The sequence below is a fragment of the Streptomyces echinoruber genome, from assembly GCF_014651135.1.
Lineage (GTDB): Bacteria > Actinomycetota > Actinomycetes > Streptomycetales > Streptomycetaceae > Streptomyces > Streptomyces echinoruber.
In genome coordinates, this window is sequence record NZ_BMWH01000005.1 from 199,950 (window position 1) to 213,810 (window position 13,861).

The following is a 13,861-nucleotide window of genomic DNA, read 5'->3' on the forward strand; positions in this document are numbered from 1 at the left end:
GGCGGCCGCTTCCGGGGTGAGGCGGCTGCTTCCGGGGCGGAACGATCTCCCGGTCGTCGTCCGGGACGCACAGCCGGGGGGAACAGCCGGGAGGAACAGCACGTCGCAGTCGGGCCACAGCCGGCCGACCGCCGAGTGACCGACCGCCGGGTGACCGACCGCCGGGTGGCCGACCGCCGGGTGACCGACCGCCGGGTGACCGACGGCCTTGGTGCGGTGGCCGGGCGCGTGCATCGGGCGGATCTCCCGGATCGTTCGAGCAGCGGTCCGGGCGGTGACCTGGTCAGGGATTCGGGCAGTGATCCGGACAGAGAAAAGCCCGGTTCCCCGACCCGTGGCGGGGAACCGGGCGCGGCCCGGGTGCGGCCGTGCGACCGTGCGACCGGCGCTCAGCGGCCGAGCGAAGTGCCCTCGCGTTTCACGCCGGAGACGGCGGTCAGGTAGACGATGCCGCTGCTGACGTAGTGGGACGCCTCCGCCACCGTCGCGTGTCCGGTGAGGATCAGGGCGGCCCCGATACCCATGGCGCCCAGGACGGCGCCGAACCGGGCCACCGACTCCACGGGCTTGTCGGCCGAAAGCTTCATGGTCTCCCACTCCTTACGTCGCGCCGCCCCGCCCCTCGGTGCAGCGGCTTCAGCGACTTCGACGCTATGGCCGGAAGATCCCCGCGCCTTCTCCGTGCCTTCCCCGCGTGCTCCTTCCTCGTTCGTTTCTCGTTCGTTCGCTTCTCGTTCGCTCGTTTCCCGGCCGCCGCTTCTCCTGGCCGCTTCTTCCGGTCGCCGCTTCTCCCGTGCGCCGGGGTCACGCTCCGCCGGAGCGCAGCAGATGCAGCAGTTCCACGGCGTGCTGCCGGACCTCGTCGTACAGGCCGGTGAAGACGCTGCGGACCTCTTGGGGGTAGTCGGGCAGGGTCGCCTCCAGCAGCGCCTGTGCGGACTGGCTGTCGTCGGCGTCGATGAGCTCCTCGAACCGCCGCTTCTGGGCACTGTTCATTCTGCGGAAGAGCCTCGCGCCGACCCGTATCTCACCCAGGTCGTAGATCGCCCAGCTCAGAAGGTTCGACTCCGCGGGGGTGAGGGCGTCCGGGAATCCGAGCGCGGCCCAGGTGAGGGGGGCCATGCGCTTGAGTCGCGGCGGGGCGCTCACGGCTGTCGCCCGGGCCGACGCCAGCAGGGGCAGCCGGGAGGTCACCAGGGTCACGATGGTGTCGGTGGGGGCGGCGTGCCGGGACCACGGGCCACGTCGCCTGGGGCCCAGGCGGTGCGTGCTGAGGATGGTGCCCTCCAGCGACCACCGGTCCGACCCGGCCGACGCGGGGGGATACCCGGAGCCGACGACGAGGAGTTCGTCGAGCAGACCGAACAACGGCCGGGCGAGTGTGTCCCCCTCGCGCGCCCGGGCGGCCAGCAGGCCGGCGGCCCGGGAGACGGGCAGCGCGCACGCGGGACTGTTCCTGGTCGCCCGCACGAGGAAGTGACCGGCCAGCAGGGCGGCTTCGACATGCTCGCCGAAGAGCACGGGCTCGACGACCGGCGGTTCGACCTTCCACACCGCGGGCGGCGGCTGTTTCAGGAGCTCCACCATCTTCTGCCGGAAGACGTCCACGTCCCGGCACTCGGCGATGAGCCGGGGCACGAAGGACGGGTCGCCGCCGGACAGTTGGGCACCGAGGCAGAGGCTGGACCACCGGACGCTGTAACTCTCCTCGTCCTTGGCCCCGACGGCGAGGCGGGCCGCGAGGCCCAAGGCGCGGCCGCGGGCGGCGAACGCCGCGGGCGCGCGGTCGGCCGCGGCTCTCAGCAGAGCCAGCGCGGCCCGGCGCTGCCGCCAGGTCCCGGACGGGTCGTCCAGCAGCGACGCCGTCTGCCGGATCAGCGCGTCCATCCCGCGGGACGAGGCGCCGAGGGCCGCGCCGAGCACGGCGGGGAGGGAGGAGATCGGCGTCCCGGCGCGAGTCCTGGCCGTTTCCGACCGCGTCGACAGGGCCCACACGAGGGCCTGTACGCAGCTCGCGTCGCCGGACGTGTGCGCGGTGAGCTCGGCCAGGACCCGGTGCGGTTCCACCTCGTCGGCCAGGTCCAGCAGCGCCATGCCACCGGCCAGCCGGCGGGCGACCCGGGTGTCCTGCCGGTGGGAGCGGACCAGGGCGGCACGGGCGAGGTCCCGCAGCGCCGCCGTGTGCGACCAGTTCCCCCGGTCGCGGTGCAGGTGGGCGGCGCACGCCCGGACCCCGGCGGCGACGAACTCCAGGTCGCGGGAGCTGCCCAGCGACTCCAGCACGAGAGGGATCCGGCCCGCCGCGGCGGCCTCGGCGACGAAGAGCTCGAGAACCTCGTGCCCGAGCGCGGCCGGGCGCGTCTCCTCCGCCAGGGCGGCCAGCAGCGCCAGATCCATCCCCAGCGGGGGCAGGGTCGCGATGTCGAACCAGGAGCAGGCGTCCAGGAACCGGGCCGCCTCGGCCTCCGTCATGTCCGCCAGCCGCCGCAGTCCCTCGGCGGCGGCCTCCGGAGACAGCCGCGGCACGTTCACGCACCCCGGGTCGCGGCTGACGGAGAGCATCCACTCCACGGAGTCGCTGACGAGGGTGTGCACGAAGAACGCGTGCGCGGACGCCGAGGGCAGGTCTCCTGCCTCGGCAAGGGCCCTTTGGTGCGCGACGGACCGGGCCACGGTCCGCGGCGGGACGCAGGCCGAGCGGTGGGGCAGGGTGAGCGCCGAGACGGCTCGCCGGCGCAGCAGTTCCCCGTGGCCCGTCAGGGCGCCGGCGACCACGTCGTAGCGCCGGGGCGGGAGGTGCCGGCCGGGCAGCCTGGACAGCACGATGTTCGCCAGGACGGAGAACTCGTCCCCCTCGTTCTCCCCATCCCCATCCCCCTCCTTCCCCTCGTCCTTCCCGTCACCCTCATCCTCCCCGTCACCCTCGTCCTCCTCGTCCCCGGTGTGGGAGGCGATGCGCTCCAACCGGTGGATCAGCTCGTCCGACGGGTCGGGCGGCAGCGCGACCCAGGGGACGAGGGACCGCGCCGCCTGCCGCTCCTCGTCCGAGCCGGTGTCGAGGAGCGCCCGCAGCACGTGGGTGGCGTCGACCGTCAACTCGATGAACCGGCCCGCGGCGGCGGTACGGCGGAGCAGCGCGAACGCCTCGGAGGTGGTGTCGGCGGAGCCGCGCACCCGCAGCCGCTGCCATGCCAGTGCGGTGAGAAGGCGCTGCCGCTCCGGTGGAACGGTCTGCCGCAGCAGGGCGCGCGCCGCGGCGTCGGGCAGGCCCGCCGACCAGGCGTCGCGCTCGGCCGGGGGCGGGAAGAAGACGGGCAGGTCGACGAAGAACCGGGCGGCGGACAGCAGGTCGATCCGCTCGGCCTGGAACTCCGCGCGCAGCCAGTCCTTCGTACGCCGGGGGGCAAGCTGGTAGGCCGCGGCCGCCAGCGCCGAGAGGTCCGCGCCCTCGGCGTGGCGGCATTCCTCCAACAGGGCCCCCGCCAACCGGTCCTCGGCACCGGCCAGTGCCTCCGGTCCCTGTCCGCGCACGCCTTCCAGGAACCAGCGCACCACGGTCCGCAGCACCGGGTCGACCCGGTTCGCCACCATTTTCAGCAGCGCGTTCACCCGCGGGGCGTGCGCGGCCAGCAGGTCGGCGGTGCCGGCGTACTCGGTGTTCAGCAGCGTGCCGATCGGCCGGAACCGGGACTCCACCGGTCTTCCGGCGGCCCGCAGCCGTTCGACGGCGTCCGCGCGGATCGCCACCGCCCTCGGCGACCGGTCCCAGCGACGGCACGCCGCGTCCAGTCCTTCCAGGAGGCTTTCCCGCCGGATCTCCAGCAGCGCGCAGACCTCCGTCGCGAACCTCGCCCGCTCCGGCCGGTGCAGCGCGGCCTCCAGGCGCGGCAGCACCAGGTCGGGCCGTGCCTCGTGCAGGGTGCGCAGCAGTTCCCGTATCCGGGCGGCCAGGGGCAGGTAACCGCGCGCCTCCGCCTCGGTGCCGGCGGCGAGCAGTTCGTCGGTGACCCTCCTCACGGATTTCGGCAGCCGGTACGGCATTTCCGTCAGGCAGTAGGCGGTGAAGAGGAGATCGCGGTGGACGAGGTCCTCGTGCTCCGAACCGTGGTCGAGCACCTCGGCGAGCACGGCGTCGATCTCGCTCCGCCGGTTCTTGCAGACCAGTGCCATCGCCATGGCGGACACGTCGAGCCAGCGCGGATCGTGCAGGCGGCGCCGCAGGTGGGCGCGGAACCCGTCCGGTGAGCGGGTGAGTTCGTAGGCCGCGAGGAACTCCTGGAACGTCAGGTGCAGGAACCGGAAGCGGTCCTCGGACACCTCCACCAGCAGGCCGGACGCCTCACGGGCCGCGGCGAGGAAGTCGTCCACGTGGGCGGCGAGGCCCGGGGCGACCGCCGGCGCGGCCGACGTGGTCGGCGTGGTCGGCATGGTCGGCGTGGTCGGCGCGGCCGGTGCGGCCGGCGCGGACGGCGCGGACGGCGCGGCCAGCATGGTCGGCGCGGACGGCGCGTGGGCGCCGGGTCCGGCGTCGTCGGCGCCCACGACCCGGGGCAGTGACGCGACGAGCTGGGACCGCACCTCCTCCAGGGTCGCCACGCCGTTGGACCGGTGCTCGTGCAGCCACAGGGCGAGCGGCCCCATGACCTCGATGACGTCCTCCAGGCTCCAGGTGTGCTGCCTGCGCTCGATCAGCGCCCGGCACGCGTCCTCGTACACGCCGACGCGCTGGGAGGGCAGGTGGCCGCCTTCCCGCAGGAGGGTCGCCAGCACCGTGAGCAGCAACGGGTTGGTGGCGATACGGGCCACGCCGGGGCGTGCCTGGATCGACGCGTTCAGGTTCTCGGCGTCGGCCGCCGCGCGCCGCTGGATCTCCTCGTCCGTCGCGTGGCCGACCAGGGCCCGGAAACGCTGCACCGCCAGGCACCAGTTCGCGCAGAACCTCTTGATCATGGCGGGGGTCAGCTCTTTGATCCGCACCAGCGTGTAGCGGCTGTCGAGCGCCGTCTCCCGGTACCCGCTGATCCGGCTGGTGACCACGATCTGGTTGCCGCCGGACTCGGCCGGCGCGGACGGGCGGACCCGCCACCACTGCCGTGCCCCCGGATGCGGAGCGGGGCTCAGGGCGGTGGGACTGTGCGGATCGGCGATGTGGTCGGCGACGAACGACTCGATGTCCTGACGCACCCGTACCCGCAGACCGCGGTCGGCTATCTCGTCCAGGCCGTCCAGCAGGACGAGAGCCCGCCCCGCCCGCAGGTGGGCGCGGATCAGGGCGGCGCGCCGCTCCGCCGGGCCGTCGAGCGGCTCGTCGAGCAGGGGATGCGTCCCCAGGAAGTCCAGCAGTCCCGACGCTTTGTCCGGCTTGCCCAGTGTTCTGCCCGGCTTGCCCGGCGTTCTGCCCGGCGCTTTGCCCGCCTCCCCGTCCGCCTGCCGCCGCACGTGCTCGGCGTAGTCCGCGATGCGGACCAGGACGGGCAGCCGGGCCGGGCCGAGATCGACCTCCTCGACGTCGAGTCCCAGCCGCTCGCCCGGTACGACGACCCGCTCCTCGCCCGCGGCCAGCGCGTGCGCGTGGTTCAGGGCGAGCCACTGCAGCAGCGTGGACTTGCCCGCGCCGGGATCGCCCAGGATGACCGCCCACCGCTTCTCCCGGACGAGGGTCGCCAGGTCGATGACGGGGCGGACGGACGGCAGGACCGGCATCCCGGCCGCACCGGGCGCCGCCGGCTCACCCGACGTCCCCATCTCCTCCAGCACGCCCGCCGCACCCAGGGCGAGGACCGTGGGGCCGTCCTCCCGGCCGGCCTCCGCACCGGTGCCGTACCCGGGTTCGCCGTCGGGCTCGTCGTCCCCGGCCTCGCGCTCGGCCCACCGCGTCACCGGGTCCGGCATGTCCAGGGTGAGGGCGATGTACACGTCGTCGAGCGGGACGATCACGTCCTGCGTGAGCTGGCTGCGCCGGATGTGGCGCGGGTCGACCATCGCGCACCGGCGCACGTACTCCGCGACGTACGCCTCCCGGGCCTCCCGGGTCTCCTGGTCCTCTCCCGGGTCGGCCGCTTCCCCGTCCTCTCCCGGGTCGCCCGCCTCCCGGTCCTCCCCCGGGACGCCCGCTTCCCGGTCCTCCCCCGGGCCGGCCACCGACGCGTCCGCCGATGTGTTCGCCGATGTGTTCGCCGATGTGTTCGCCGATGTGTTCGCCGGTGTGCCCGCCGGTGCGTCCGGAAGGAGCGGCGGAACGGCCACCAATCCACCCGGCTCGCCCACCGCCGCCCGCAACCGGGGCAGCCGTTCGTCCCCCGGGTCCGCCTCCGCGAGCAGGTCCACGACCTCGGCTGCCCGGCGCCGCGCGTCACCCGGCTGCCCGAGCAGCGCCCCGCACAACGCCGCGAGCAGATCGCGGTAGGTGCGCTCCCACTTGTCGAACTCGGCGGGGCACTGCACGTACGGGTGCCGGTCGGCGAGCGGGACATACGGGGTCCACAGGCGCAGCGCGTCCTCCCACGCCTCGATCGCCGCCGGAGGGTCACCGGCCACCAGGTCGCGGCCTCGGCGGTACCCCGCGACGAAGCGGTGCGCGTCGACGGCCTCGAAGTCCAGGTCGAGCAGCCGGTAGGAAGCGCCGTTGCGCCCGGAACTGACACCGCATCCGGCCTCGCGGAGGACCGAGCGGAGCGAGGAGATCTTCTTCCCCACCGCGGAGGCGAGCACCTCCTCGCCGTCCGGCCACGGCCACGCCCACGTCCTGCCCGCCTCGCCGCTCAGCCCCCGCTCCTTGCGCAGCAGCATGCCGACCAACAGGGCCTTCACCATGGGCTGGAGACCGCCGACGGGGGCTTCGCCCACCTCCAGCCCGGTCAGCAGCACCGCCTGAGTCGCCGCCTGAGCCGCCGTCCGAGTCGTCGCCTGACTTGTCGTCTGAGTTGTCGTCTGAGTCGTCGTCGACGCGTCGGACACAGCACCTCGTCTCGCTCAGGACACCACCGGCGCCCTGGCGCAGGCACCTGTCGGCGCCATTGTGCTGGCATCTATGACGCTTCGTCACCTACTTGGCAGAAGTTCCCGATCCCTCCGCAAGCGGACACGCGGGCGCGCCCAGCCCCGCCTACCCCCCGTCCACCGCGCGCACCGTCCACCGCTCCTCCACCCGCGCCACCCGCCAGTAGGTGACGGCGGCCGCCCACACCAGGACGAACAGGCCGACGATGACGTAGCCGACGCTGTCGAGGTCGATGCCGGCGATCCAGGTGGTGACGCCGTCGCGCAGGGCGAACTTGTCGTGGGCGACGCCGACCAGCTCGATGGTGCCGATGACGAAGGCGACAGCGATGGACAGGCCGGTGATGGCGAGGTTGTAGAAGACCTTGCGGACGGGGTGGGAGAACGCCCACTGGTAGGCGAAGTTCATGAACGTGCCGTCGAGGGTGTCGAAGAGGCACATGCCCGCGGTGAACAGCAGCGGCAGGCACACGACCGCGTACCAGGGCAGGCCGGACGCCGCGCCCGAGCCCGCCATCGCCAGCAGGACGACCTCGGTGGCCGTCTCGAAGCCGAGGCCGAAGAGGAAGCCGATCGGGTACATCTGGCCAGGGCGGGAGACGGACCGGGTGAGGCGGCCGAGGAAGCGGTTCATCAGGCCGCGCGCCTCCAGGTGGGCCTCCAACTGCCGCTCGTCGTACGTGCCGCTGCGCATCGCGCGGAACACCTTCAGGATGCCGAGCAGCGCGACCAGGTTGAGCGCGGCGATGAGGTACAGGAACGTGCCGGCGACCGTCGTGCCCAGGAAGCCGAGGACCTGGTGGGTGCGGGAGTGCTCGCTGGTGACCCGGTCGGCGAGCTGCGTGCCGCCCGCGATCATCATGGCCAGCGCGACCACGACGCTGGAGTGGCCGAGCGCGAACCAGAAGCCCACCGACACCGGCCGCTTGCCGTCGGCCATCAGCTTGCGGGTGGTGTTGTCGATCGCGGCGATGTGGTCGGCGTCGAAGGCGTGCCGCACGCCCAGGGTGTAGGCGGTGATGCCCAGGCCGACGCCGAAGGCCTTGGTGCCGACCGCGTAGTGCTGCGGCACCACGAGCAGGAACAGGATTCCGAAGGCGACGACGTGGAGGGCGGCGATCACCGCGATCAGTCCGGCCGTCTTGAGGGTGTCCTCCCGGCGCCAGCGGAAGGAGGCAGGGGTGGGCAGGGTCATCCGGTCACGCTCCAGCACCTCGTGGATCACTTCGTGAGCTGCCGCGGCCGGTCTCCTGGCTTACGGGTCGCGCGTTCCCGGCCCTGCCTTCCCAGTCGTGGCGACCAGTGGCCCGGCGCGTGCGCCGGACGGGACGGGAACTCCCCGATCACAGTGGCGAGGGCCGCTCCGGCATGGGCCCCACGGACTTGCTGGGGGGCCGTCACCGGATTCCCGAACACCACGGCCCGCCCACCGTAGGGCCCGCGGGGGTCTCCTGCATAGCTGCACAACTGCGCAGGTATCGAAGATCACAGCGCGCGGCCTGCGAGGATGGCGTCATGCATCTCGTACCGGCCGACCGCGCGGACCACCGCACCATCGACGGTCATCGGGTGTGCGAGGCCATCGCCGCGATCGGCGAGGCCGACCACGTGCGCACCTGGGCCGACCGCTTCTCCCTGCTCGCCGACCCCAGGCGGCTGGCGCTGCTGATCGCCCTGGACCGCACCGGCCCGCTGGCCGTGTCCGACCTCGCGGTAGCCACCGGCATGAACGACCCCGCCGCCTCCCAGGCACTGCGGCTGCTGCGGGCCGCCGGCGTCGTGGCGGGCGAGCGGGAGGGGCGGGTGGTGCGCTACCGGGTGGTGGACCAGGAGGTGGCCGCCCTGCTGAAGCACTGCGCGGCGGACGGGTGACGACCGGTGCCCACGGACGCCGTAGCATGACCGCACCGAGGTTCACTTTTCGGGTGATCTGGACAGAGGTGATGAGGACGGGGGCGACCGGGACAGCGTCGCCTCCGCCGCCGGCAGGCGCCCCGCCCGTGGCGCCCGCACCGCCCGTACGCACCGCCCGTACGCACCGCAGGGTGCCGCACGCCTTCGCAGAGGAGACCGCGTGACCGTCCGCTCGCCCGACTCCACGCCCGCCTCCGGCCCGACCCCCTCACCCGCCGCCGACCTCTCCTCCCGGGACCTCTCCTCCCAAGACCCGGACTGGTGGCGGCAGGCCGTCGTCTACCAGGTCTATCCGCGCAGCTTCGCCGACGCCGACGGCGACGGACTCGGCGACCTGAAGGGCATCACCCGGCGCCTGACCCACCTGGCCGCGCTGGGCGTGGACGCCCTGTGGCTGAGCCCCTTCTACCCCTCCGAGCTCGCCGACGGCGGCTACGACGTCACCGATCACCGCGACGTCGACCCGCGCCTGGGCACCCTGGACGACTTCGACGCGCTGGCCGCCGAGGCGCACCGGCTCGGCCTGAAGGTGATCGTCGACCTGGTGCCCAACCACACCTCCCACCGCCACCCCTGGTTCCAGGAGGCGCTGCGCGCCGGGCCCGGCTCCCGCGCCCGCGCCCGGTACGTCTTCCGCGACGGCCGCGGCGCCCACGGCGAGCTGCCGCCCAGCGACTGGCGGTCCGTCTTCGGCGGCAGCGCCTGGCAGCGGGTGCCGGACGGGCAGTGGTACCTGCACCTGTTCGCGCCCGAGCAGCCCGACCTGAACTGGGACGACGAGGAGGTCCGCGCCGACTTCCGCACCACCCTGCGGTTCTGGGCCGACCGCGGTGTCGACGGCTTCCGCGTCGACGTCGCCCACGCCCTCGTCAAGGACCTCGCCGAGCCGCTGCGCGACATCGGCGACCTCGAACCGGTCGCCGAGCGGGCACTGCTGCGCGTCGCACCGGGCAGCCACCCGTACTGGGACCGCGACGGCGTGCACGAGATCTACCGCGACTGGCGCCGGATCCTCGCCTCCTACCGCCCGCCCCGCATGGCGATCGCCGAAGCCTGGGTGCCGGGCGCCCGGCGCGCCCGGTACGCCCGCCCCGACGAACTCGGGCAGGCCTTCAACTTCGAATACCTGGAGACCCCCTGGGACGCGAAAGCGCTGCACGAGGTCGTCACCGACTCCCTCGCCACCGCCCGCGCGGCCGGCGCGTCGGCGACCTGGGTGCTGTCCAACCACGACGTGGTCCGGCACGCCTCCCGCCTGATGCTGCCGCCCGGCACCGACCTCGACGCCTGGCTGATGTCGGACGGCCGAGCACCCCGGATCGACGAGGCGGCCGGCCTGCGCCGCGCCCGCGCCGCCGCCCTGCTCATGCTGGCCCTGCCCGGCTCCGCCTACGTCTACCAGGGCGAGGAACTCGGCCTGCCCGAGGTCGCCGACCTGCCCGTCGAGGTGCTGCAGGACCCGGTCTGGGAGCAGAGCGGCCACACCCGCAAGGGCCGCGACGGCAGCCGGGTGCCGATCCCGTGGACGACCACCGGGCCGTCGTACGGCTTCGGGCCCGGCGGCGCCTGGCTGCCGCAGCCGCCGTCCTTCGCACGGTACGCCGTCGAGGCGCAGGAGGGCGCGGCGGACTCGACGCTGGAGCTGTACCGCACGGCCCTGAAGCTGCGCCGCAAGCTGCTCGAGGGCGAGGAGCTGACCTGGCTGGACGGCGCCCCGGACGGCGTGCTCGCCTTCGCCCGGCACGACGGCTGGCGCTGCGTGACCAACCTGACCGCCGCGCCCGTCCCGCTGCCGCCCGGCGAGGTGCTGCTCGCCAGCGCCCCGCTCGACGACGGGCGGCTCGGGCCGGACACGACGGTGTGGCTCGGGTCGTAGCCGGGGCCACCTCCTACGGGCTCATCCCGTCGCCGGGGCCGCGGCCCGCGGGCTCACTTCGCCATCGGGGCCGCCGCCTCCCGCGGGCTCACTTCGCCGCCGGGACCACGTCCCGCGGGGTCACTTCGCCGGGATCGCCGGCGGGGTCGTGGTGCTGGTCGGCGGCGGGGTGAGGACCACCTCCGGCTCGCCCGCGGCCGGCGGCGGCGGGGTGAGGTCGGTCTTGGGCAGCTTCGGCGGAGTCGTCTGCTGGAAGATGGTCTGGTCGAAGTCGACCAGACCGGTCTTCTCCATGACCGTCATGTGGTCCAGCACGGTGGCGTTGGCCTGTTCGGCGAGCACCCGGACCAGCCTGTTCTTCGTCGTGGAGCGGATCTTCGCGATCGCGTTGAAGATCGACCCGTGCGTCATGCGCAGGATGTTGGCGAAGTCGGTGTCGAACTTCTTGCCGCTGTCCGCGGCCAACTGGTTGACGAAGCCCTGCTGCTGGGGGCTGGCCTTGTTGGGCAGCGTGATGCCGAGCATGGGCGCGATCTTGCGGCAGGTGGTGTCCAGCGCCGCATGCCCGTCGATGAGGTGCGCGCTCGCCGTCTTGACCTCCGGCGTGGTGCCCTTCTGCAGCCCCATCTGGCCCACCGGGTACTCCCACAGCCCGGCCGCGCGCACCTTGACCACGAAGTCCCGGTCGCCCTCCGTCAGCGGCCCCCACTGGGTCTGCGCGATGATGCGGTCGGGGGAGCTGGAGACGGTGGACACGCCGAGCATGCTCGGATAGGCGAGTGCGGCGATGGTCAGAGTCAGCGCCCCGCCCACGAAGAGAGTTCCCGTCGCGTTCCGCGAAAAGCGCACCGTGCCTCCTGCCCGGTCGTGGATCACCGCCCACGGGCGGTTCGGACGCCTTGCCATACGTAAGCCGGGGCCCTAATGCTCAATCGCCGTTCCGGAGGGTGCTGGATCACACCTTCCTGAACGGTGCCCGGCCGCCCTCCCGGACGGTATCCGATCACCCTCCCGGACCGTGCCCGACCCCCGCCCGACCCCCGGCCGGCCCCTGGCCCTGACCGCGCCCGACCCCCGGCCTGGACCGCGCCTGACCCCCGTCCCGGGCGGCGCCCGACCCCGTCCCGGGCGGCCTCCGGTCTGTCCGGCCTGTCCGACCTGTTCTTGGCCGGGCAGGAAATCTGTACTGTGAGGAGGAGGTCGAAGGTTCGGTTGCGAGGCAACGATGAGTTCCCTCTCCATCGACGATCCCGACGCCGCCCTGTACACGATCGGGCAGGTCGCGGAGATGCTGGACGTGCGCATCGCGTTCCTGCGCCGGCTGGACGCGCAGGGCGTGGTGGTGCCGAAGCGTTCGGCCGGGGGCCAGCGGCGCTACTCGCGGCGCGAGATCGACCGCGTCGCCGAGGCCGCCGCCCTCGTCGCGGAAGGGGTGTCGCTGGCCGGGGTGCGGCAGGTGCTGGCGCTGCGGGACCGGGTGGAGGTGCTGGAGGGCGACCTCGCGGCGGCCCGCGGCGAGCGGGAACCGCGGACCGACCAGGACCGGCCTCAGGACCGACCGGCCTGACCGGCCTGACCGGCCTGACCAAGACCGACCCCAGGACCGATCGGGTCGACCAGGACTGACCGGACCGGCCGGGCCGTCCGGAACCGGCCAGGGCCGACCGGACCGTCCGGAACCGGCCAGGGCTGTCCGACTGTCCGGGGGTTCGCCGGGGGTGGGGCTCAGATGCCGGTCCGGGGTGCCTCGTACGGTTCCGCCAGGCGCTGGACGGCACGTTCGGCGGCGCGACGGGTGATGTCGGGGGGTACGGCGCCGAGGCCGCCGGTGGTGACGGTGACGGCGGTGTCGCCGACCCGGACGGCGGCCGTGTCGAGGGTGAGGGTGACCGGGGTGCCGTCGGAGGTCACGGTGGTGATGACGACGTGCAGGCCCTGGCGGGCGTCGCCGAGGGTCCCGGGCAGGTCGGCGCCGGCGACCCGGACGTCCTGCGGCCGGCCCTGCGGCCCGGTCGCCGCGAACCGCCCGCACGTCCGCGGCAGCGTCCGCAGCCAGGCCAGCGTCCGGTCCACCTCCCCGGCGCCGCGCACCAGCACCCGCTGGCGCAGCTGCGCCGTGTCGTCGGCGTCGTCGAAGCCCGTCGCCGCCTCGATGCCCGCGGGCCCGCCCAGCAACTCGTCCGCGTACAACGCGTCCAGGAGGCGGGCGCAGTCCGGCTGGTCGGCGGTGGCCTTCAGCATCCCGTCCCGCCAGGTCGCGGCCCCCTCCGTCGGCCTCCACGGCGGCCCCAGGTCCGCCTCGGTGAGCAGCGCGGCCCGCACCTGCGCCTCCGTCGGCGCGGGCGCCGAGGTCCGCGATCCCGCCGGGCGCGAGGACCGCGACGGCCCGGTCCCGTCCGCCCGCGGCACCGCTCCCGCACAGGCCGCGACGGCCAGCAGCGCCCCGAGGGCGCAGACGCGGGCGGCGAGGACATGGGCCGGGGAGCGGGACATCGAACCTCCAGACGGACGGGTCGACCGGATCGATCGGGGCGACGGGTCGCGGACCGGTCGGATCGGCCGAGCCGACGGGTCACGGATCGCCCGTGACGGCGAGCCGACGCGGACAGGGGGCGGGTCGCACGTCACGCCGCCGCGGACGACGGCGACCGCCTCCCACGCCACCACCGCCGCCCGGCCTCCACCACCCGCGCCCGCCCGTCCGGGTGAGCGGCCGGTGGATGTGGGACGGGACGCGGGCGTGGGCGTGAACGTGGGCATGGACGCGGACGTGGACGTGGACGTCGAAGGAGTGCCCGGCGAATCTGCCGCGGAGGAAGCGGCCAATGCGGCTGCGGATCGCCCCGCCTCAACGGCGTGCTTTCGGCTTGATCTTGAGGTTGCCCTCCGCCGCCCCGGGCTTTGGCCCCTTACCGCCTGGTCGGGTCACCGAGAGGGAGGGATATGCCCAGATGCCCGCATGAGCGCAGGTCCAGCCACCTTGGCCGGATGAGAACCATGTCGGCCCATCTGGTGAGCTCCTGAGCCGAATGCCACGTACCAGTCGCGGCGGGTGGCACCGTGCCGCCCGCC

Annotated in this window: 8 protein-coding genes and 1 riboswitch; of the genes, 3 read left to right on the top strand and 5 right to left on the bottom strand. The window is 73.8% G+C overall.

Annotated features, from left to right (window positions below; genetic code table 11):
* Positions 1-389 precede the first annotated feature (389 nt).
* From IE225_RS09925 to nicT, 3 genes are all read right to left on the bottom strand, one after another.
* Entirely contained in the window at positions 390-587 is a 198-nt protein-coding gene (locus tag IE225_RS09925) for a hypothetical protein (protein WP_190057020.1), read from the bottom strand.
* 217 nt (positions 588-804) lie between these two features.
* Entirely contained in the window at positions 805-6,867 is a 6,063-nt protein-coding gene (locus IE225_RS09930) for a DUF5663 domain-containing protein (RefSeq protein ID WP_190057021.1), read from the bottom strand.
* Between the two features lie 238 nt (positions 6,868-7,105).
* The gene (gene nicT / locus IE225_RS09935; RefSeq protein ID WP_229879370.1) at positions 7,106-8,224 is read right to left on the bottom strand and encodes a Nickel transporter NicT; all 1,119 of its coding nucleotides are present in this window, start codon (positions 8,222-8,224) and stop codon (positions 7,106-7,108) included.
* Positions 8,223-8,434, bottom strand: a riboswitch (cobalamin riboswitch). It overlaps the preceding gene by 2 nt.
* An 80-nt stretch (positions 8,435-8,514) precedes the next feature.
* Between nicT and IE225_RS09940 the strand changes: the two genes are divergently transcribed.
* Positions 8,515-8,871: an ArsR/SmtB family transcription factor gene (locus IE225_RS09940; protein WP_190057022.1), complete on the top strand. Its 357-nt coding sequence runs from the start codon at positions 8,515-8,517 to the stop codon at positions 8,869-8,871.
* A gap of 202 nt (positions 8,872-9,073) precedes the next feature.
* Complete coding sequence (locus IE225_RS09945; protein WP_190057023.1) at positions 9,074-10,789, top strand: glycoside hydrolase family 13 protein; 1,716 nt, start codon at positions 9,074-9,076, stop codon at positions 10,787-10,789.
* A gap of 120 nt (positions 10,790-10,909) precedes the next feature.
* On the opposite strand, the gene IE225_RS09950 is transcribed toward IE225_RS09945, so the two are convergent.
* Complete coding sequence (locus IE225_RS09950; protein WP_190057120.1) at positions 10,910-11,602, bottom strand: DUF4142 domain-containing protein; 693 nt, start codon at positions 11,600-11,602, stop codon at positions 10,910-10,912.
* Between the two features lie 412 nt (positions 11,603-12,014).
* On the opposite strand from IE225_RS09950, the gene IE225_RS09955 reads away from it, so the two are divergent.
* Entirely contained in the window at positions 12,015-12,356 is a 342-nt protein-coding gene (locus IE225_RS09955; RefSeq protein ID WP_190057024.1) for a MerR family transcriptional regulator, read from the top strand.
* A gap of 158 nt (positions 12,357-12,514) precedes the next feature.
* Here IE225_RS09955 and IE225_RS09960 read toward each other — a convergent pair whose 3' ends face one another.
* Positions 12,515-13,282: a hypothetical protein gene (locus IE225_RS09960; RefSeq protein WP_190057025.1), complete on the bottom strand. Its 768-nt coding sequence runs from the start codon at positions 13,280-13,282 to the stop codon at positions 12,515-12,517.
* Between the last annotated feature and the right edge of the window lie 579 nt (positions 13,283-13,861).

Excerpts from the sequence above, each read along its gene's own strand:
- IE225_RS09925 (WP_190057020.1), bottom strand. The coding sequence starts at position 587 with ATGAAGCTTTCGGCCGACAAGCCCGTGGAGTCGGTGGCCCGGTTCGGC.
- IE225_RS09940 (WP_190057022.1), top strand. The coding sequence starts at position 8,515 with ATGCATCTCGTACCGGCCGACCGCGCGGACCACCGCACCATCGACGGT.
- IE225_RS09955 (WP_190057024.1), top strand. The coding sequence starts at position 12,015 with ATGAGTTCCCTCTCCATCGACGATCCCGACGCCGCCCTGTACACGATC.
- IE225_RS09960 (WP_190057025.1), bottom strand. The coding sequence starts at position 13,282 with ATGTCCCGCTCCCCGGCCCATGTCCTCGCCGCCCGCGTCTGCGCCCTC.